Here is an 18,787-nt window from a genome sequence, read left to right on the forward strand (position 1 = left end):
AAGCTGTAAGCTAACAGACCAACCGTACAGATCGTCGATTTAATAATGACTCAGATGAAAATTGCCGTTGCAGGTGCTTCGGGGCGCATGGGGCGCATGCTGGTGGAAGCCATCCAGAACGCTGACGATGCAGTACTGGCCGGTGCGCTCGGCGTACCGGGTGCGCCGGAACTGGGCACCGATGCCGCTGCATTTCTCGGCCAGCCCGCCAACGTCCTGATCGAATCCGACCTGGCCAAAGGCCTGGCTGGCGCTGACTACCTGATCGACTTCACCCGTCCGGAAGGAACGCTGAAGCATCTCGAATACTGCGCGGCCCACGGCATCAAGATGGTTATCGGCACCACCGGTTTCGACGAAGCCGGCAAGGCGGCGATTGCCGCTGCCGCCAAGAAGACCGCGATTGTGTTTGCCCCCAACATGAGTGTCGGCGTCAACGTCACGATGAAGCTGCTGGAACTGGCCGCCAAGAGTTTTTCGCACGGCTACGATATCGAAATCATTGAAGCGCATCACCGCCACAAGGTCGACGCCCCATCCGGCACGGCATTGATGATGGGTGAAGTGATCGCTAACGCACAGGGCCGCAAGCTGGACGATGTCGCGGTCTACGCGCGCGAAGGCGTCACCGGTGAGCGCGATCCGTCATCGATCGGCTTTGCTGCCATCCGCGGCGGCGATATCGTCGGCGATCACACCGTCCTGTTTGCCGGCATCGGCGAACGCATTGAAATCACGCACAAGTCTTCCAGCCGCGTCACTTACGCCCATGGCAGCTTGCGCGCGGCACGTTTCCTGAGCGACAAGAGCAGCGGCTTGTTCGACATGCAGGATGTGCTGGGCCTGCGTTGAAATGCAAATGAACCTGAATCGGCACAATTGACTCCAACGACTCCAACTGCGTGCGGATAGGCGGCGGCGAGTCGCTTGCAGCACGGTGATGCTGGTTTTGCAACAAACACTTTTCTCGGATCGACGACATGGATCAATCTCTCGGACTGGCGCGATATTGGGCGCAAACTGACGCGGTTTCTCACTCGGTGGCTTACGTGCTGGTGCTGATGTCGGTGGTCAGCTGGTTTTATATCCTGTCGAAAACCTGGAGCTCCTGGCGCATCCGCCGCAGCGCCGCAGCGCTCGACGATTTCTGGCAAGCCTCGACGCTGGAAGTAGCGATTGCCGGCATCAAGCCTTTCGATACCGAAAATGTCTATTCGCCATTGGCCAGCCAGGCCGCCGATGCCGCCGCCATCAAACCGCCTGCACCCGGCACTGCGGCAGCATCGCTGAACGCTGCGTCTGATCCAGGTGAGTTGATTACACGCACCCTGCGCCGCGAAATCAACCGCGTTTCTTCGCGCCTGGAAAGCGGCCTGACCTTGCTGGCATCGGTCGGTTCGACCGCGCCGTTCGTCGGCTTGTTCGGTACGGTCTGGGGCATTTATCATGCGCTGGAGGCGGTTTCCAGCGCTGGCACCATCCAGATCGATAAAGTTGCCGGTCCAGTCGGCGAGGCGCTCATCATGACGGCGCTCGGTCTGGTTGTGGCGATTCCTGCGGTGCTGGCGTATAACGCCTTCACCCGGGTCAATCGGATCACGCTGGCCGAGCTCGACGCCTTTGCGCACGACCTGCATGCTTACCTGACAACCGGCAGCCGGGTCGGCAAATAACCATTTGCCCATCTGCACGTAGCGACTAAGAGGAGCAAACCATGGCTTTCGGCGGTTTCAACGACAATCAGAACCAGGCGCCAATGGCGGATATCAACATCACGCCGATGGTTGACGTCATGCTGGTGCTGCTGGTGATCTTCATCATCACCGCGCCGCTCTTTACACATGCGATCAAGGTCGACCTGCCTACAGCGCAGTCGGCGCCGGCACCGGAAAAACCGGAGACGATATCGCTGTCGATCGACCGCGCCGGAAAAATGTTCTGGAATGACCAGCCGGTGCAAGAAGCCGACCTGGAAAACCGCCTGGTGGAAGCGGCCCAGCACCAGCCGCAACCGGAATTGCAGTTGCGCGCAGACAAAGACACCCGCTATGAAATCCTGGCGCAGGTCATGTCGCTGGCGCAAAACAACGGCCTGACCAAGATCGGCTTCGTTACCGTCCCAAGTAAAACCGCGGCGGCCAAGTAATCCTTGGCGCCGTGCGGACGGCGGCTATGCACTCTCTTCCGACACCAAGCCCGTCGCCGATCTGCAACAAATCCCGCCCCGCAAATGCCCGAAAGCAAGAAGGCGCGTGGCATCGACCGAACGCATAGCCCAGGCCGCGCCGGCCGCTTTTGCGACCACATTCGACGACGCCTGAACCGCCCTCTCCCAACCTGTCGCACGACTCCACGAGTCCTATACGCTAAAGCGGCAGCCGAACCAGTATAATCACCGGTTCGAGGATTATTATTTAATGATCCGGCAAGTTCCCATTCCGCTCCGCATCAGGAACGATCAGGATTCGCGAGTTCGTCGCGGCCGGTGCATGGCTTATTGCCAACAGCCCGGCGCCTGGTTCATCCGATACAGCGAGCGGAATAACATTCACCTTTTAGCCTCATCCCGTCATGCAAGAAAAATACAGCCCAACCGAAGTCGAAAAATCAGCGCAAGACCATTGGCAAGCGATAGACGCCTACAAGGCGGTCGAACATGCCAAGGACAAGAACGGCCAGGAGAAGAAGAAGTTCTACGCCTGCTCGATGCTGCCTTACCCTTCGGGCAAGCTGCACATGGGCCATGTGCGCAACTACACCATCAATGACGTGATGTACCGCTACCTGCGGATGAATGGCTATAACGTGCTGATGCCAATGGGCTGGGACGCGTTCGGCATGCCGGCGGAAAACGCCGCGATGGCCAATAACGTGCCGCCAGCGCAATGGACCTATGCCAACATCGCCCATATGAAGAAACAGATGGAAGCGATGGGCCTGGCGATTGACTGGTCGCGCGAAATGACGGCTTGCACGCCGGAATACTACAAGTGGAATCAGTGGATGTTCCTGAAGATGCTGGAAAAAGGCATCGTCTACAAGAAGACCGGCACCGTGAACTGGGATCCAATTGACCAGACCGTGCTGGCCAACGAGCAGGTAGTCGACGGCCGCGGCTGGCGCTCGGGCGCGCTGATCGAAAAGCGCGAAATCCCGATGTACTACGCCAAGATCACCGACTACGCTGAAGAATTGCTGGATCACGTCGAAACCAAGCTGCCAGGCTGGCCGGAACGGGTGCGCCTGATGCAGGCCAACTGGATCGGCAAATCGACCGGCGTGCGCTTTGCGTTTCCGCACAAGATCGAAGAAAACGGCCAACTGATCCAGGATGGCAAGCTGTGGGTCTTCACCACCCGCGCCGACACCATCAAGGGCGTCACCTTCTGCGCGGTAGCGCCAGAACACGCGCTGGCCACTTTCGCCGCCAAGAGCAATCCGGAACTGGCCCAGTTCATCGCCGAATGCAAGTTGGGCAGTGTCATCGAAGCCGATATGGCGACGATGGAAAAGAAAGGCATGCCGACCGGCCTGTACGTGTCGCACCCGCTGACCGGCCAACAGATTGAAGTATGGGTCGGCAACTACGTCCTGATCACCTACGGCGACGGCGCCGTGATGGGCGTACCGGCACACGATGAGCGCGACTTTGCTTTCGCCCAGAAATACGTGCTGCCGATCCGCCCTGTCATCGCTATCGAAGGCAAGACCTATTCCGACGAAAGCTGGCACGAGTGGTATGGCGACAAGGAAAACGGCGTCTGCGTCGATTCCGGCAAATACGACGGCCTCAACTACCAGCAAGCCGTTGATGCGGTGGCTGCCGACCTGGCGGCGCACGGTCTCGGCGAAAAGAAAATCACCTATCGCCTGCGCGACTGGGGCATTTCACGCCAGCGTTACTGGGGCACGCCGATCCCGATCATCCATTGCGGCGATTGCGGCGACGTACCCGTTCCAGAAAAAGACCTGCCGGTGATCCTGCCGGAAGACTGCGTGCCGGACGGCAGCGGCAACCCGCTCAACAAGCACGAGAAATTCCTGCACGTCGACTGCCCGAAATGCGGCCAGCCGGCGCGCCGTGAAACCGACACGATGGATACCTTCGTCGATTCGTCCTGGTATTACATGCGCTATTGTTCGCCAAACAACAATGAAGCGATGGTCGATTCGCGCAACGATTACTGGATGCCGATGGACCAGTACATCGGTGGCATCGAGCATGCCGTTCTGCATTTGCTGTATGCGCGTTTCTGGACCAAGGTCATGCGTGACTTTGGCCTGGTCAAATACGACGAGCCGTTCACCAACCTGCTGACGCAAGGCATGGTGCTCAATGAAACCTATTTCCGCGAAGACGCCAGCGGCAAGAAGACCTGGTTCAACCCGGAAGATGTCGAACTGACCTTTGACGACAAGGGACGGCCATTGACGGCTATCCTGAAATCGGACGGCCAGCCGGTGGAAATCGGCGGCACCGAAAAGATGTCGAAGTCGAAAAACAACGGTATCGACCCGCAAGCGCAGATCGACCAGTACGGCGCCGACACCGCGCGCCTGTTCACCATGTTCGCTTCGCCGCCAGAGCAAACCCTGGAATGGTCGGGCACTGGCGTCGAAGGCGCGAATCGCTTCCTGCGCCGAGTGTGGTCGTTCGGCCATGCACGCAAGGACAGCATCACGCCAACCGTCAGCGCCGATTTTTCGAACTTGAACGATGTCCAGAAGACCTTGCGCCGGGAAATGCACAAGATCCTGCAGCAAGCCGATCACGACTTGAAGCGGATCCAGTACAACACGGTGGTCTCGGCCTGCATGAAGATGCTCAACACGCTCGATGGCGCCAAGCTCGATCAGTCGCCGGCCAGCAATGCGGTGCTGACTGAAGGCTTTTCGATCTTCCTGCGCGTGCTCAACCCGGTGGCGCCGCACATCACCCACGCGCTGTGGCAGGAACTCGGCTTCGCTGCGGTGCACGGCGACCTGCTCGATGCCGATTGGCCGCAGGTCGATGCCAAAGCGCTGGAGCAAAGCGAAATCGAAATGATGATCCAGATCAACGGCAAGCTGCGCGGCAGCATCACCGTCGCCAAGGATGCCGACAAGGCCAGCATCGAAGCGGCTGCGTTGGCCAACGAGAACGTACAGAAGTATCTCGAAGGCGCACCGAAGAAAATCATCGTAGTGCCCGGCAAGCTGGTCAATATCGTCGCTTAACCCGCGGTGCGGCCGGACTAGCCAGTCCGGCCTTCAATCTTGAAACAAGGAATGCCCGAATGCTGAATAGAATGTCTCTCGGAATGTTTGCCGCCCCCCGTTCATGGTTGCACTGGCCACTGCTGCTGCTCACGGCAGCGCTACTGTCCGCCTGCGGCTTCCATCTGCGTGCTTCGGCCAACCTGCCATTCAAATCGATCTACATGACCTTCGGCGCGAACTCGCCGCTCGGCGTGGAATTGCGACGCAACATCCTGGCCAGCGGCAATACGGCGGTGCTACCGACGGAAAAAGGTGCCGAGGTAACCCTGCAGGTATTGGGTGAAACCCGCGAGAAAGTCGTTCTGATCCTCAACAGCTCAGGCCAAGCCAGCGAATATTTGCTGTACTACAAGCTGACTTTCCGCGTCATCGACGCCGACAAGAAAGAACTGCTGGCACCGACGCTGATCACGCTGAAGCGCGACATCAGCTACAACTCGTCGCAGGAATTGTCGAAGGCGGCGGAAGAAGTGCTGCTGTACCGCGACATGCAAACCGACATGGTGCAACAGGTCCTGCGCCGCCTGGCTGCGATCAAGACGGCACAGCCGACACAGGCAGAGCCATTGTCGACGCCAACGGAGCCATCATCGACGCAGCAGCCAGTTGACAAACAAACGACACCGGCGCCGGCAGCGCCGGCAGTCAAGTAACGGGATCGGCAATGCAACTGCGGTTCGACGCGCTCGACGGCCATCTGGCGAAAACCCTGGCGCCCTTGTATGTGATCACCAGCGACGAGCATCTGCTGGCGTTGGAGGCATCCGACAAGATACGCAAGAGTGCGCGCGCCAGCGGTTGCAGCGAGCGCGATGTGCTGGTGGTCGACCGCAGTTTCAAGTGGGGCGAATTGCTGGCGGCCAACCAGTCGCAATCGCTGTTCGGCGACAAGAAGCTGGTCGAGCTGCGGATTCCCAGTGGCAAACCCGGCAAGGATGGCGGCCAGGCCTTGCAAAACTATGCGGCCACGCTGAATCCCGACAACATCACGATCATCAGCCTGCCCAAACTCGACTGGGCCACGCAAAAGGCGGCCTGGGTCGCCAGCCTGCAGCAGGCTGCGGTGTATATCGATATTCCGCTGGTGGAGCGCGCCCATCTGCCGAACTGGATCGGTGTGCGGCTGGCGGCACAACAACAAAGCGCCGACCGCCAGTCATTGGATTTCATCGCCGACCGGGTCGAGGGCAACCTGCTGGCAGCACATCAGGAAATCCAGAAGCTGGCGTTGCTGCATCCGCCCGGCAAACTGAGCTTTGAGCAGTGCCACGATGCAGTGCTGAACGTCGCGCGCTATGATGTATTCAAGCTGAACGAAGCCATGCTGGTCGGCGATGCGACGCGCCTGGTGCGCATGATGGACGGCCTGAAAGGCGAAGGCGAAGCGCTGCCGCTGGTGCTGTGGGCGGTCTCGGAAGAAATCCGCACCTTGCTGAAATTGAAATCGGCGGCTGCGCAGGGACGTCCGATTGCCGCGCTGCTGAAGGAGTACCGGATCTGGGGGCCGCGCGAGCGCCTGATGGAGCCGGCGTTGCGGCGCCTGAGCGTGGCGACGCTGGAAGCGGCCTTGAAAGATGCGGCGCAGGTCGACAAGATGGTCAAGGGCTTGCGCGCCAAGGCGTTTTCCGGCGATGCATGGGATGCATTGCTGCAGCTGGGATTGAAAGTTGCGCAACCGCGCTGATTCAATGCGCATCGCGGCCGGTGCCAGGTGGCGGAACAACACGTGTAAAAATGCAGGGAAGCATCAATAAATATATGAACATCCAACAATACATGACCGAAGTCGGGCAGCGCGCCCGCGCCGCATCGCGCGCCATGGCACGTGCCGACACTGCCGCCAAGAACCGCGCGCTGGCGTTGATCGCCGCCGCCATCCGGCGCGATGCCGCGCTGCTGCGCAGCGCCAACCAGCTCGATCTCGACGCGGCGCGCGCCAACGGTCTGGCGCCAGCCATGCTGGATCGCCTGACACTGTCGGACAAGGCGATCGACACCATGATCGCAGGGTTGGAGCAGATCGTCGCCCTGCCCGATCCGATCGGTGAAATCTCGAACATGAAATACCGCCCGACCGGCATCCAGGTCGGCCAGATGCGCGTGCCGCTCGGCGTCATCGGCATCATCTACGAAGCGCGGCCGAACGTCACCGTAGATGCCGCCGGCCTGTGCATCAAGAGCGGCAATGCAACCATCCTGCGCGGCGGTTCCGAAGCCCATCATTGCAACCAGGCCTTGGCCAAGCTGGTCAAGGAAGGCCTGGCCGGCGCCGGCTTGCCGGAAGATGCGGTACAAGTGGTCGACACCACTGATCGCGCCGCCGTTGGCGCACTGATCACCATGCCGCAATATGTCGACGTGATCGTGCCGCGCGGCGGTAAAGGGTTGATCGAACGCCTGATCAAGGAAGCAACGGTACCGATGATCAAACACCTGGACGGCATTTGCCACGTCTACATCGACGACCAGGCCGATCTCGACAAGGCACTGCCGATCGCCTTCAACGCAAAATGCCATCGCTACGGCACCTGCAACACCATGGAAACCCTGCTGGTGGCGCGCGCCATCGCGCCTCAGGTTTTGCCGGCGCTGGCGCAACTCTACCGCGCCAAGGAAGTGGAACTGCGCGCCGACGACGAAGCGCGTGCGCTGCTGCAAGGCTACCCTCACCTGAGCGCCGCCACCGAAGAGGACTGGAGCACCGAATACCTGGCCGCGATCCTGGCAGTCAAGATCGTCGCCGACGTCGATGAAGCGATCGCCCACATCAATACCTATTCGTCGCAACACACCGACAGCATCGTTACCGAAAACTACTCACGCGCACTGCGCTTCCTGCGCGAAGTCGATTCGGCATCGGTCATGGTCAATGCGTCAACCCGCTTTGCGGACGGCTTCGAGTTCGGCCTGGGCGCCGAGATCGGCATTTCCAATGACAAGCTGCATGCGCGCGGACCGGTCGGCCTGGAAGGCCTGACTTCGCTGAAATATGTGGTGTTCGGGCAAGGACAGGTACGCGAGTAATGTCGTCGTGCCTGACGCGGCATGCTCCTTTGTGTACCCGTTTTTAGGCAAGCAACACCGTCAGGCAGCTTTGAGAAACCGTTATATTGAATCGGGCTGCGGCAGTTTCGCGCTGTCGAAGTAGCAGCTGCAGCCCGCTTCAAGCTATTGGTCCAGACCGCAAGGAACTGGCCCCACTTGTCGTCATCAGCAAACGCATCGCCCTTCCCGCAATAATCAAAAAGGAAACTTCATGCTCTGGATCAAATCGCTACATATCGTCTTCATCGCCTCCTGGTTTGCGGGCTTGTTCTACTTGCCGCGCATCCTGGTCAACCTGGCGCAGGAAACCGAAACCGTGGCGACCCAGCGCCTGTTGCTGATGGCGCGCAAACTGTATCGCTTCATGACAATGCTGGCGTTCCCTGCGGTGCTGTTCGGCGCCTGGTTGTGGCTTGGTTACGGCATCGGCAAAGGTCCGGGCAATGGCTGGATGCATGCCAAACTGCTGTTGGTGATTTTTGTGATCGGTTACCACCATGCTTGCGGCAGCCTGTTGAAGAAATTTGAAAATGGCGTGAACACGCGCAGCCACACATGGTTCCGCTGGTTCAACGAAGTGCCGGTCATCCTGTTGCTGGCGATCGTCATCCTGGTCGTGGTCAAACCGTTCTAATCTTATCCAAGGACTCGCCATGAGCAAGCTTTGCGAATATTATTTTGCGCCGCATTCGCCGTTCGCCTATCTGGGCCACGCGCGCCTGCTGGAGCTGGCCAAGCAATATAACGTCAAGATCGCGCTGAAGCCGTGCGACCTGTCGAAAGTCTTCAGCATCTCCGGCGGTTTGCCGCTGGCCAAGCGCTCACCGCAACGCCAGGCCTACCGGCTGGCAGAGCTGCGACGCTGGAGCGAATACCTGCAAGTGCCGCTGAACCTGCAGCCGACCTATTTCCCGGTGCAAAGCGACGACGCGGCAAAACTGATCATCGCGGCGCAACTGGCGCATGGCACCGAAGCGGCACTGACGCTGACCAGCGCTATAATGCGCGCAGTCTGGGCCGAACAACGCAATATCGCGGATGGCGCTACCCTGATCGCAATTGCCACCGACCTCGGCCATGACGGCAAGACCTTGCTGAAATCGGCCGAAACCGCCAGCGTCCAGAGTGAATTCGACCGCTTTACCGAAGAAGCGATTTCCGCCAATGTATTTGGCTCCCCCTGGTATGTGGTCGACGGCGAAGGATTCTGGGGCCAGGACCGGCTTGATTTTGTGGAGCGCGCCTTCGCCAAATAAATTGTTTTGTAGGGTGGGCACAGCGTCCCCACCCTACGCAAAATTGTAATACCAACGGATAAAAGGTCCTCCTATGTCACACAAATCTACCGATAAACACTCCTATTTTTGCCCTTGCCCACGCGGCCTGGAAGGCGCACTGGCGGAAGAGTTAAATGAAATTGCGCAATTCAGCGCCCCTGCGGTCACGCTCAAGGTGCATACCCAGGTGCCGGGCGGCGTCCATTGTTCCGGCTTGCTGAGCGATGCCTGGCGCATCAACCTGCATTCGCGCATCGCCAGCCGGGTGCTGCTGCGCCTGACGCACGGCGCGTATAAAACCGAAAACGATATCTACGACATGACGCTGGAACAGGAATGGGAAAGCTGGTTTCCGGTCAGCCACACCATCCGCGTCGACGTCACTGCGGTGAAATCGCCATTGCGCAGCCTGCAATTTACTACCCTGAAGATCAAGGACGGCATCTGCGACCGTTTCCGCGACTTGTACAACGAGCGTCCTTCGGTCGACACCGGCACGCCGGACATGCGTATCGTCGGCTTTCTCGATGCGCACAATTTCACGCTCTACCTGGACACCTCGGGCGAAGCATTGTTCAAGCGCGGCTGGCGCGCTGAAACCGGCGATGCACCGTTGCGCGAGAACCTGGCTGCCGGCCTGTTGCGCACTACCGGCTGGAAGCCAGGCACGGTATTGTTCGATCCGATGTGCGGTTCCGGCACGATCCTGGTCGAAGCGGCGCAGATCCTGGCTGGCATCCCGTCCGGCGCCCGGCGTCATTTCGCCTTTGAAAAATTCAACGATTTCGAAAGCGACAAATGGCTGGCGATCAAAGGCAGCTTCAAGCCCAACCCGTTGCCGACCACACCAACCATTTTCGGCAGCGACATCTCAGGCGACATGGTGCAAATCGCCATCAACAACCTGCGCAATGCCGGCATCCTGTTTGAAGTACCGATCAAGCAGATCGAAGCACAGGAAGTCAAACCGCCGAGCGATGCCGAAGGCGGCATCATGCTGACCAACCCGCCGTATGGCGAACGGATTGGCGTGCGCGGCGACAGCACCTTGAGCAGCGACGATTTGCTGACCGCATTCTTTACCGCCTTCAGCACCACGCTGAAGCAGCGCTTTGCCGGCTGGAGCATCTTCCTGTTCTCGGCCGACCTCGGCTTGCCGAAGCTGCTGCGTCTGAAAGAGGCGCGCAAGACGCCTTTCTTCAACGGCGCACTGGAATGCCGCCTGTTCCGTTTCGACATGGTGGCTGGCTTCAACCGGCGCGAAGCGGCCAAGCCGAAAACCGAATAAGCACGCCAAGCGCTGTATAGCCTCTCCCAATAAACAGGCGCAATCCAGTGGATTGCGCCTGTTTCATTTCTGCATCCTGAATACCGCCTCTCCCCATTTCTCGTTAGAAACAACTGGCTCGAAATACGGCGGAATCTTGCTCAAAGCGGCTTTTCTTGCCGTATTTGATTTTAAATAAACAACAAAATGAATAGATATTATCCCCGGGGAAACTGCCTGTGGATGGCGCGCACAGCAAGCGTCAAAAGCGCTTGCATTCCCTGTTCAAGTGGAGAATAATACAAATACGAATTGTTCGCATTTACAGAAAGGACTATAATGAGCCACTCGATACGACGCGAAACCCCAGTTGATAAAGACACTGTGTCCAGCATCACGAAGTCAGTTGCATCAGCAGTCACGCGAATCAAGAGCCAGGATCTGTTCAAGCAAATGCGCGAACTGGAAATCGATCATGGCGGCAGAATTTACAAGCTGCGGTTGACCCAGTTGAACAAGTTGATCCTGACTGCTTGAGCCTGGCGTCATAGCCGCAAAAGCAGTTTTTTAAAGCCATTACTTGTGAAGCCCGCCTGCCGCACCCGCCAGCCAGCGAGATACTGATAGAGGAGTACTGAATGGTCTCTGAGAAAATCAATCCGGCTTTCGTGGAGCCAAACGGCGCACCGGCACAGCCGGAGTTGCTGGTTTCAGCGGTGTTGCACCTGATGTCGCATTACACCGCACACAGCCAGGAAAGCAGCGGCTGCGTCAAGCTGGCTTCAGTGATTGAGCGGCATTTGAAAGCGTTGGCCGACTTGCCGAATCTGGCGCCGGTGCTGCGCGCAACCTGCCAGCAGTTGTCGGAACAATGGGGTAGCGTCGTCGAAAGTACGATGCCGCGCCCTGAGAAGTACACGTTGCTGGGCAGATTTGGCGCCGGCAGCAGAGTTTGCTAAAGCAATATCGATAAACCATACGGCCGCAACTGCATTTTCCGGCCTGCTTTTATTTTTAATCTGCCTTCCAACTATGGCAGTAAGGTGCAAAATGATTGTTTGTGTTTGCAATAACGTTTCTGACCGTAAGATCCGGCAGGCTGTCGATTCGGGCATGACTTCCATGTCCGAATTGCGCGAGAACCTGGGCATCGCAACCTGCTGCGGGAAATGCCATACCTGTGCAAAAAGCGTGTTGCGCGAATGCCTGGATAACCGCGCCCCGGCAGCCCTCCGCCATGTTCAGGCATTGGTGTTCCAACCAAACATACAAGCCGCGTAATCTGGCAGAGTCAGCATAACCATGTCGTCAGCAACAATCAGTCCACGCGCGCGTCCACCTGCGCTTACGTGGAAAAAAATCAAACGCATCGGCCCGCTGGGCACGATTCTGCTGCTGCATGTCGCTTTTTTCTGGGCGCTGGAAAACGGCTTGATTCATCAGGCGGCACAAGCCTTGCCGAAAGAAATCATCGCCAGTTTCATTACGCCTGAAAAAGCGCCTGAACCGACACCGCCGAAACCGCAGCCAGCGCAGCCAAAAACCGTCGCCATCGTCAAGAAAAGCATCACTCCTCCGCGCCCCATCCCGGTCGTCAACAATACCCCGTCGGAAACCGCCATTTCAGTGCCAACGCCGCCGCCGCAACCACCGCAGCGCGAAGAACCGGTTGCTGCCGCGGCACCTGCACCGGCGCCAGTTGCCGCCCCGGCGCAACCGCGCACCATCACCTCCGGCGTCGAGTACATCCAGCCGCCTGATGTGAAATACCCGGCCGTCTCCAAGCGCATGGGCGAAGAAGGCAAGTCCGTGATCCGGGTCCTGATCAACGAAAAAGGCCGCGCCGAGCGCGTCGAAGTGCAGAAATCATCCGGCTCCAGCCGTCTCGATGACGCTGCCAAGCAGGCGGTCATGCGTGCCTTGTTCAAGCCTTATATGGAAGACGGCAAGGCGCTGCCGGTGTTTGCCATCGTGCCGATCAATTTCCAGCTGTCCAGTTAATTTCAGTCAAGCCACGGCATTTTTTGGCGCATAGAGCCAATTCAGCCGCAATCAATTCAAAAGATACAAGGGGAGTTCATCATGGAAGCAAGTCCATACGGGTTAGAAGCGCTTTGGGGTCAGGGCGATTTTGTCATCAAGAGCGTGGCCGTGCTGCTGGTCGCGATGTCGATTGCATCGTGGTACGTGATCCTGACCAAGGCGTTGCAGATCCTGCGTTTCCAGCGCGCCGCACACGCCGCCGGCCACCAGTTCTGGGATACCACCAGCCTGCCAGAGGGAATCGCCACGCTTGGCACCGAGAATCCGTTCGCCGAAGTAGCGCAAGCCGGTGTGTCTTCGATGCGCCACCACGCTGCTCATAAGGGCCATCTGCACGACCAACTGTCGGTCAGCGACTGGGTCACGCTGTCGCTGCGCCAGGCAATCGACGAGGTTTCGGGCAAATTGCAGGCCGGCATGGCGGTGCTGGCTTCGGTAGGCTCGACCGCGCCGTTTGTCGGCTTGTTCGGCACCGTCTGGGGCATCTACCACGCACTGGTATCGATCGGCACCTCCGGCCAGGCCAGTATCGACAAAGTTGCCGGCCCGGTCGGCGAGGCGCTGATCATGACGGCGCTGGGGTTGGCAGTGGCGATTCCGGCTACCTTCGGCTACAACGCCCTGGTGCGCGGCAACAAGACCATCATCGCCAAACTGAACAAGTTCGGCTTTGACCTGCACGCGCTGTTCGTTACCGGTTCCCGTTCCAGCAATAACGAAACCGAGCAGGCCAACGGTTCGGGTAATGGCGCCAAGCTGGTTGCCGTGAAAGGTGCATGATGGGGATGGGCTCACTGTCCGATTCGGACGACGATTTCAATCCGGAGATCAACACCACGCCGCTGGTCGACGTGATGCTGGTGCTGCTGATCATCTTCATCATGACGATTCCGGTCATGAATCACGCGGTCAAGATCGACTTGCCGCGCGCCAGTAATCAGCCGGACCAGACCAAGCCGGAAAACATCAACCTGGCGATCGATGCCGACGGCAAGGTGTTCTGGAATGAAGAGGCGATCGACCATAATGAACTGGCTGTACGGATTGCCGCAGCGGCGCAAAAGCAGCCGCAACCGGAGTTGCATCTGCGTGCCGCCCGCACCGTTCAATATGAAAAAGTGGCGCAAGTGATGGCGGCGGCGCAATCGGGCGGACTCGGCAAGATAGGCTTCGTGACGGAGCCGGATGCAAAGTAAGTCATAACCTAAATCGATATGATGCCAAGCCTTTATCGATCACTTGCAGATTTCCATAGCTGACCGCTATCGATCGTTTGCACTGGCCGCAACGCAAAGAGCCTGCCCATCTAACGATGCGCAGGCTCTGTTTGCATATGGAGCACCTGTCCCGACTCACCATCGCCGACCGGTTGGTGCACAAATCACAATGAAAATGATTCGCGCTATCTGATGATGAAAAAGCGCGGAGCATGCGCTATCATGGCTGCGATTTCGGTTGTAACACACCGATAGTGCGAGGATACGGCATGAAAATCGCCAGTTGCATCCGGCGTATCGGCCCCCTCGTCCCGCTCCCCTATTCTCAAGAGGTCCCCATGCAAGGCGAAAAACAAATCATCACGCTGCTCAACGCACAGCTGACCAACGAACTGACTGCCATCAACCAATACTTCCTGCATGCACGCATGTACAAGCATTGGGGCCTGGAAAAACTCGGCAAGAAAGAATACGAAGAATCGATCGGCGAGATGAAACACGCCGACAAGCTGATCGACCGCATCCTGATGCTGAACGGCTTGCCGAACCTGCAGGCATTGCACAAGCTGATGATCGGCGAATCGACGCCGGAGATGCTGGAATGCGACCTGAAGCTGGAACAAGGCGCACAAAAAACCGTCAAGGAAGGTATCGCGGCTTGCGAAAAGGCTGGCGATTACGTGTCGCGTGAACTGTTCCGCGAGATCCTGGAAGATACCGAAGAGCATATCGACTGGCTGGAAACCCAGATCGACCTGATCGACAAAGTCGGCCTGCAGAACTATCTGCAAAGCCAGATGGATGCCTGAACCGGCATCTTTCAGCACACCTTGCCGCTGAGCGCCTGACGCCGCAGCGGGAAAGCCGGACCAAGCGACTTCCGATATCTTTATCGGAAGTCGTTTTTACTTTAAGCGAAGCTATTGCGCGTCTGCGAGCAGCACACGCATGACCTTCTCAGCGGTCAATGCGGCACCCAGCACTTCCACCATTTTCCGTTTGCTGGTCAAGCCGTGGCTGATGCTGATCCTGCTGCGCGGCACATCCAGCAACTCCGCCAGGAAACGCAACAGCGCCTCGTTCGCCTTGCCTTCGATAGGCTGCGCCTGCAAGCGCAGCTTGAGTACATCCTCCAGCGGACCGATTACCTGGCTCTTCTTGGCATTCGGCGTTACCTGTAGCACCAACCGGACGCCACCGGTAATCTCGCTGCACCAGGCGCCGCCAAGGGCGGCAGCGGGCGCATTGCGGCTCATGCCAGCGACATGATCAGATAAATCACCAGTTGATGTACCACCCGCAGCAGTATCAAGGCCGCCAGCGGCGACAGGTCGACATTGCCGATCAGCGGGATGATCCGGCGTAAAGGACGCAGCAGCGGCTCGTTCAACGCCCGTACAAAGGGCGCCAGCGGCGCATTCGGATTCACCCAGCTGAAGATCGCCTCGATAATCAGCAATGCGATCAAGCCATAGAACACCCATTGGAAAAACAGCAGCGCCGACAGGCTGAAAATCAGCGAGGCATTGAGCGCGGACCTGACACCCAGCTCAAGCAGGATGCAGATCACCGCAACCAGGATGGCGCCAATCAGGCTGGCCCAATCGTAGCCGCCGAGACCCGGCAGCACTTTGCGCATTGGGCGTACGGCCCAGTCGGACAGGGTAAAGATGAATTGCGCCAGCTGTTGCGGCGGACGCACCCGAACCGCCTGTATCCAGAACCGAAGCAGCAAGACGCCGCCGACGACGCTGGCAATCGTTTCGATAATCAAGGTAAAAATATTCTGCAACACGAAGCGTTTCCTTTTCCAGATTGGACATGCAGGTTTTCAGCTGCAACGAAGCGTGGCGCTTGCCACCCGACATGCCAATAACTTACCCGAATTCAGCTGAAAATTGTGAGCCAGGCCGCAGCACCGATGCCAGGAAATCAGGATCGGGCACACAGCAGGAATCCCATCCTACCAGCTATTTTAGCTTTGCCCAGCCCTGTCGGCAGCGTGCAGGAGCGGCCGGCGTAACGGAGGCAGGCTCGCCGCATCAGCCCTCCATGAGGGCCTGTAAAAATAAAAACCCGCTGGATAGCGCTAGGCTATACAGCGGGCGATACGCCTGAAGCTGCTCAGGCGAACTGACAAACACTAATTACGGACGTGTGCCAGTTGGGAATGGCCAAGCTGCTGCCGGGTTGAGCACTGTCTTTACTGCTGGCTCAGCTGCCGGTTTAGCTACTGGCTTTTTTGCTGCAGGCTTAGCTGCGGCTTTCTTCACAGCTGGCTTAGCAGCTGCAGGCTTGGCGGCAGGTTTCGCTGCTGCCTTAGCTACTGGCTTTTTTGCTGCTGGCTTAGCCGCGACTTTCTTAACTGCCGGCTTTTTGGCCGCTGGTTTCGCTGCTGCCTTAGCTACTGGCTTCTTGGCTGCTACTGCTTTCTTAGCTACTGGCTTTTTGGCCGCGACAGCTTTCTTAGCAACTGGCTTCTTAGCTGCTGGTTTTGCTGCTGCTTTCTTAGCTACTGGCTTTTTAGCCGCAACAGCTTTCTTAGCAACTGGCTTCTTCGCCGCTGCTGGTTTAGCTGCTACTTTCTTAGCTACTGGCTTTTTAGCTGCAACAGCTTTCTTAGCAACTGGCTTCTTCGCCGCTGCTGGTTTTGCTGCTGCTTTCTTAGCTACTGGCTTTTTGGCCGCGACAGCTTTCTTAGCAACTGGTTTCTTAGCTGCTGGTTTTGCTGCTGCTTTAGCTACCGGCTTTTTCGCTGCTACAGCTTTCTTAGCAACTGGCTTCTTTGCCGCTGCTGGTTTTGCTGCTGCTTTAGCTACTGGCTTCTTGGCCGGTGCTGCCTTCTTCGCAGCGGGTTTCTTCGCTGCGGGTTTCTTTGCTGCTGTTGCCATTTTGTTTCTCCTTCACGTGATGGAAAAAATCAAACTCCAAGTTGGAAACCCGACGAACCCATCGCGATGGGTACGGCGGATTATTCATCGGCACAATCAATTCTGCTTGCGCTAATGAATTCGGCACCAGCTGAACTGCTCCATCCCCTCATTGATGCAGCACTTCAGCCATCATTGGCCCGGAGTCTGTCGCAGCACCTATCTGCCGCGCTCCAGGGCCAAAAAACGCCGGCGGTTACGCCAGCGTCGGAATTCTATTGCAGAGACACTTTGCTTTTCCCAAAGAAAACGCCGCCAAACCCGATTGAATCGGGGTAAGCGGCGACAACAGATAAGATCGAAGCTGTCTTTGACTGTTCATTAAATTTGGAAATCACCTTTCAGTTGCGCACTCTTTTTTTATCTACTAAGCGCTGCAGGTCTCCGTCTACCTCGTCCAACCACCTCGTTATTCTTGTCCGAGATCTGAAACCTTTATTCCCAGTTCAGTGCACCGCCGGTTTGGTATTCGATTACTCGAGTCTCAAAAAAGTTGCGTTCTTTTTTCAGATCGATCATCTCACTCATCCAGGGGAAGGGATTTTCTTCCTGAGGGAACATTGGGTCCAGTCCGATCTGTTGCGCGCGGCGATTTGCGATGAACCGCAAATACCCTTTGAACATTGGCGCATTCAAACCGAGCACTCCACGCGGCATTGTATCCTCTGCGTAGCGATATTCCAACTCTACTGCGCTTAAAAACAACGCTTTAATCTCATCGCGGAATTCCGGTGTCCACAAATGTGGGTTTTCCATCTTGATCGTGTTGATCAAATCGATCCCGAAATTGCAGTGCATCGACTCGTCGCGCAAGATGTATTGATACTGTTCAGCAGCGCCCATCATCTTGTTCTGACGGCCCAGCGCAAGGATCTGCGTGAAGCCGACATAGAAGAAAAGTCCTTCCATGATGCAGGCGAATACGATCAGCGAGCGCAGCAGTTTCTGATCGTTTTCAGTCGTGCCGGTCTTGAACTCAGGATCGGTCAGCGTATTGATGAACGGGATCAGGAACTCGTCCTTGTCGCGAATCGATTTGACTTCGTGATAGGCGTTGAATATCTCTGCCTCGTCCAGGCCGAGCGATTCCACGATGTACTGATAAGCGTGAGTGTGAATCGCTTCTTCGAAAGCCTGACGCAACAGGTACTGGCGGCATTCCGGCGCTGTGATGTGACGGTAGGTGCCGAGCACGATATTGTTGGCTGCCAGCGAGTCGGCGGTGACGAAGAAACCCAGGTTGCGCTTGACCAGACGGCGTTCGTCTTCGGTCAGGCCGTTCGGGTTCTTCCACAGCTCGATGTCGCGCTGCATGTTGATTTCCTGCGGCATCCAGTGGTTGGCGCAGCCGGCCAGGTATTTATCCCAAGCCCATTTGTACTTGAACGGCACCAGCTGGTTGACGTCGGTATGGCCGTTGATGATGCGCTTGTCGGCAGCATTGACACGGTGTGTGGTGTCGACCACCGGTGCTGCGGCTTGTCCCATCACTGCCGGGTTGAAAGCGGTATCGGACATTTGCGGACGAGCCGAAGGGGAAAACCCTGGCTGTGCCGGCGGAGTACGAGGAGCGGGCGCCGAACTTTTTTCTTCATCCCAGGAGAGCATTCTTTATTCCTTTATCTTTGTAGGGTGGGCAGTTGCGCCCACGCGTGACGTTAAATCCGTCACTAGGTTTGCTTCGGTAACGCGTGGGCAGAAAAACATGCCCACCCTACTTTTTCATTATTTCGTTATAGCTGAACAGTA

21 protein-coding genes are annotated in these 18,787 nt (G+C 57.5%); 17 read left to right on the top strand and 4 right to left on the bottom strand.

The features are described 5' to 3' along the window. Window positions 1–45: 45 nt before the first annotated feature. The 17 genes from dapB to bfr all read left to right on the top strand — a co-directional run bounded on the left by dapB (window position 46) and on the right by bfr (window position 14,917). Complete coding sequence (dapB, locus tag ACIPF8_RS15755) at window positions 46–852, top strand: 4-hydroxy-tetrahydrodipicolinate reductase (protein WP_400422679.1); 807 nt, start codon at window positions 46–48, stop codon at window positions 850–852. 128 nt (window positions 853–980) lie between these two features. Continuing rightward, entirely contained in the window at window positions 981–1,673 is a 693-nt protein-coding gene (locus ACIPF8_RS15760; protein WP_400422682.1) for a MotA/TolQ/ExbB proton channel family protein, read from the top strand. Window positions 1,674–1,714: 41 nt separating this feature from the next. Next, window positions 1,715–2,146, top strand: a complete 432-nt coding sequence (locus ACIPF8_RS15765) for an ExbD/TolR family protein (protein ID WP_400422685.1) — start codon at window positions 1,715–1,717, stop codon at window positions 2,144–2,146. A 425-nt stretch (window positions 2,147–2,571) separates the two neighbouring features. Then, entirely contained in the window at window positions 2,572–5,217 is a 2,646-nt protein-coding gene (leuS, locus tag ACIPF8_RS15770) for a leucine--tRNA ligase (RefSeq protein ID WP_400422687.1), read from the top strand. A gap of 59 nt (window positions 5,218–5,276) precedes the next feature. Continuing rightward, window positions 5,277–5,912, top strand: coding sequence for an LPS assembly lipoprotein LptE (gene lptE / locus ACIPF8_RS15775; protein ID WP_400422689.1), 636 nt, complete (start codon window positions 5,277–5,279; stop codon window positions 5,910–5,912). 11 nt (window positions 5,913–5,923) lie between these two features. Then, a complete protein-coding gene (gene holA / locus ACIPF8_RS15780; RefSeq protein ID WP_400422691.1) occupies window positions 5,924–6,943 on the top strand; it encodes a DNA polymerase III subunit delta in 1,020 nt (339 codons plus the stop codon). Between the two features lie 74 nt (window positions 6,944–7,017). After that, window positions 7,018–8,283 (top strand): glutamate-5-semialdehyde dehydrogenase, encoded by a 1,266-nt coding sequence (locus ACIPF8_RS15785; RefSeq protein WP_400422694.1) that lies wholly within the window; start codon window positions 7,018–7,020, stop codon window positions 8,281–8,283. Window positions 8,284–8,515: 232 nt separating this feature from the next. After that, window positions 8,516–8,938 carry a CopD family protein gene (locus ACIPF8_RS15790; RefSeq protein ID WP_400422697.1) on the top strand — a complete coding sequence of 141 codons (423 nt, stop codon included), beginning with the start codon at window positions 8,516–8,518 and terminating at the stop codon, window positions 8,936–8,938. A gap of 19 nt (window positions 8,939–8,957) precedes the next feature. Further along, on the top strand, window positions 8,958–9,560 hold the full coding sequence (locus ACIPF8_RS15795) for a 2-hydroxychromene-2-carboxylate isomerase (RefSeq protein WP_400422700.1): 603 nt from the start codon (window positions 8,958–8,960) through the stop codon (window positions 9,558–9,560). A 73-nt stretch (window positions 9,561–9,633) separates the two neighbouring features. Further along, entirely contained in the window at window positions 9,634–10,869 is a 1,236-nt protein-coding gene (locus ACIPF8_RS15800; protein WP_400422703.1) for a class I SAM-dependent RNA methyltransferase, read from the top strand. Between the two features lie 318 nt (window positions 10,870–11,187). After that, a complete protein-coding gene (gene hemP / locus ACIPF8_RS15805; RefSeq protein ID WP_400422706.1) occupies window positions 11,188–11,385 on the top strand; it encodes a hemin uptake protein HemP in 198 nt (65 codons plus the stop codon). A gap of 101 nt (window positions 11,386–11,486) precedes the next feature. Continuing rightward, window positions 11,487–11,807 (top strand): hypothetical protein, encoded by a 321-nt coding sequence (locus ACIPF8_RS15810; protein WP_400422709.1) that lies wholly within the window; start codon window positions 11,487–11,489, stop codon window positions 11,805–11,807. Between the two features lie 91 nt (window positions 11,808–11,898). Beyond that, complete coding sequence (locus ACIPF8_RS15815) at window positions 11,899–12,129, top strand: bacterioferritin-associated ferredoxin (protein WP_400423002.1); 231 nt, start codon at window positions 11,899–11,901, stop codon at window positions 12,127–12,129. Between the two features lie 21 nt (window positions 12,130–12,150). Continuing rightward, window positions 12,151–12,849: an energy transducer TonB gene (locus tag ACIPF8_RS15820; protein ID WP_400422712.1), complete on the top strand. Its 699-nt coding sequence runs from the start codon at window positions 12,151–12,153 to the stop codon at window positions 12,847–12,849. A gap of 81 nt (window positions 12,850–12,930) precedes the next feature. After that, window positions 12,931–13,671 carry a MotA/TolQ/ExbB proton channel family protein gene (locus ACIPF8_RS15825; protein ID WP_400422715.1) on the top strand — a complete coding sequence of 247 codons (741 nt, stop codon included), beginning with the start codon at window positions 12,931–12,933 and terminating at the stop codon, window positions 13,669–13,671. Continuing rightward, window positions 13,671–14,087 carry an ExbD/TolR family protein gene (locus ACIPF8_RS15830; protein ID WP_400423005.1) on the top strand — a complete coding sequence of 139 codons (417 nt, stop codon included), beginning with the start codon at window positions 13,671–13,673 and terminating at the stop codon, window positions 14,085–14,087. Before ACIPF8_RS15825 ends, ACIPF8_RS15830 begins: the two co-directional genes overlap by 1 nt. A 359-nt stretch (window positions 14,088–14,446) precedes the next feature. Beyond that, entirely contained in the window at window positions 14,447–14,917 is a 471-nt protein-coding gene (gene bfr, locus ACIPF8_RS15835; protein ID WP_061534572.1) for a bacterioferritin, read from the top strand. Between the two features lie 111 nt (window positions 14,918–15,028). Here the strand turns inward: bfr and ACIPF8_RS15840 are convergent, their stop codons facing one another. From ACIPF8_RS15840 to ACIPF8_RS15855, 4 genes are all read right to left on the bottom strand, one after another. Next, window positions 15,029–15,364 carry a DUF167 domain-containing protein gene (locus ACIPF8_RS15840; RefSeq protein WP_400422717.1) on the bottom strand — a complete coding sequence of 112 codons (336 nt, stop codon included), beginning with the start codon at window positions 15,362–15,364 and terminating at the stop codon, window positions 15,029–15,031. After that, window positions 15,361–15,903 (bottom strand): YggT family protein, encoded by a 543-nt coding sequence (locus ACIPF8_RS15845; RefSeq protein WP_400422720.1) that lies wholly within the window; start codon window positions 15,901–15,903, stop codon window positions 15,361–15,363. The genes ACIPF8_RS15840 and ACIPF8_RS15845 overlap by 4 nt, the downstream gene beginning before the upstream one ends. Before the next feature lie 352 nt (window positions 15,904–16,255). Continuing rightward, the gene (locus ACIPF8_RS15850) at window positions 16,256–16,999 is read right to left on the bottom strand and encodes a histone H1-like DNA-binding protein (protein ID WP_400422723.1); all 744 of its coding nucleotides are present in this window, start codon (window positions 16,997–16,999) and stop codon (window positions 16,256–16,258) included. Between the two features lie 474 nt (window positions 17,000–17,473). Next, entirely contained in the window at window positions 17,474–18,646 is a 1,173-nt protein-coding gene (locus ACIPF8_RS15855) for a ribonucleotide-diphosphate reductase subunit beta (protein WP_400422725.1), read from the bottom strand. Window positions 18,647–18,787 lie beyond the last annotated feature (141 nt).

The sequence above is a fragment of the Collimonas sp. NPDC087041 genome (assembly GCF_044745265.1).
In the GTDB taxonomy this organism is placed as follows: Bacteria; Pseudomonadota; Gammaproteobacteria; order Burkholderiales; family Burkholderiaceae_D; genus Collimonas.

Bases quoted from the DNA above. Each gene is read 5' to 3' on its own strand.
- ACIPF8_RS15810 (WP_400422709.1), top strand. From the start codon at position 11,487: ATGGTCTCTGAGAAAATCAATCCGGCTTTCGTGGAGCCAAACGGCGCA.
- ACIPF8_RS15855 (WP_400422725.1), bottom strand. From the start codon at position 18,646: ATGCTCTCCTGGGATGAAGAAAAAAGTTCGGCGCCCGCTCCTCGTACT.
- leuS (WP_400422687.1), top strand. From the start codon at position 2,572: ATGCAAGAAAAATACAGCCCAACCGAAGTCGAAAAATCAGCGCAAGAC.
- ACIPF8_RS15765 (WP_400422685.1), top strand. From the start codon at position 1,715: ATGGCTTTCGGCGGTTTCAACGACAATCAGAACCAGGCGCCAATGGCG.
- holA (WP_400422691.1), top strand. From the start codon at position 5,924: ATGCAACTGCGGTTCGACGCGCTCGACGGCCATCTGGCGAAAACCCTG.
- ACIPF8_RS15790 (WP_400422697.1), top strand. From the start codon at position 8,516: ATGCTCTGGATCAAATCGCTACATATCGTCTTCATCGCCTCCTGGTTT.
- ACIPF8_RS15840 (WP_400422717.1), bottom strand. From the start codon at position 15,364: ATGAGCCGCAATGCGCCCGCTGCCGCCCTTGGCGGCGCCTGGTGCAGC.
- ACIPF8_RS15820 (WP_400422712.1), top strand. From the start codon at position 12,151: ATGTCGTCAGCAACAATCAGTCCACGCGCGCGTCCACCTGCGCTTACG.
- ACIPF8_RS15830 (WP_400423005.1), top strand. From the start codon at position 13,671: ATGGGGATGGGCTCACTGTCCGATTCGGACGACGATTTCAATCCGGAG.
- ACIPF8_RS15800 (WP_400422703.1), top strand. From the start codon at position 9,634: ATGTCACACAAATCTACCGATAAACACTCCTATTTTTGCCCTTGCCCA.
- dapB (WP_400422679.1), top strand. From the start codon at position 46: ATGACTCAGATGAAAATTGCCGTTGCAGGTGCTTCGGGGCGCATGGGG.
- ACIPF8_RS15795 (WP_400422700.1), top strand. From the start codon at position 8,958: ATGAGCAAGCTTTGCGAATATTATTTTGCGCCGCATTCGCCGTTCGCC.
- ACIPF8_RS15760 (WP_400422682.1), top strand. From the start codon at position 981: ATGGATCAATCTCTCGGACTGGCGCGATATTGGGCGCAAACTGACGCG.
- ACIPF8_RS15825 (WP_400422715.1), top strand. From the start codon at position 12,931: ATGGAAGCAAGTCCATACGGGTTAGAAGCGCTTTGGGGTCAGGGCGAT.
- ACIPF8_RS15815 (WP_400423002.1), top strand. From the start codon at position 11,899: ATGATTGTTTGTGTTTGCAATAACGTTTCTGACCGTAAGATCCGGCAG.
- ACIPF8_RS15850 (WP_400422723.1), bottom strand. From the start codon at position 16,999: ATGGCAACAGCAGCAAAGAAACCCGCAGCGAAGAAACCCGCTGCGAAG.
- lptE (WP_400422689.1), top strand. From the start codon at position 5,277: ATGCTGAATAGAATGTCTCTCGGAATGTTTGCCGCCCCCCGTTCATGG.
- bfr (WP_061534572.1), top strand. From the start codon at position 14,447: ATGCAAGGCGAAAAACAAATCATCACGCTGCTCAACGCACAGCTGACC.
- hemP (WP_400422706.1), top strand. From the start codon at position 11,188: ATGAGCCACTCGATACGACGCGAAACCCCAGTTGATAAAGACACTGTG.
- ACIPF8_RS15785 (WP_400422694.1), top strand. From the start codon at position 7,018: ATGAACATCCAACAATACATGACCGAAGTCGGGCAGCGCGCCCGCGCC.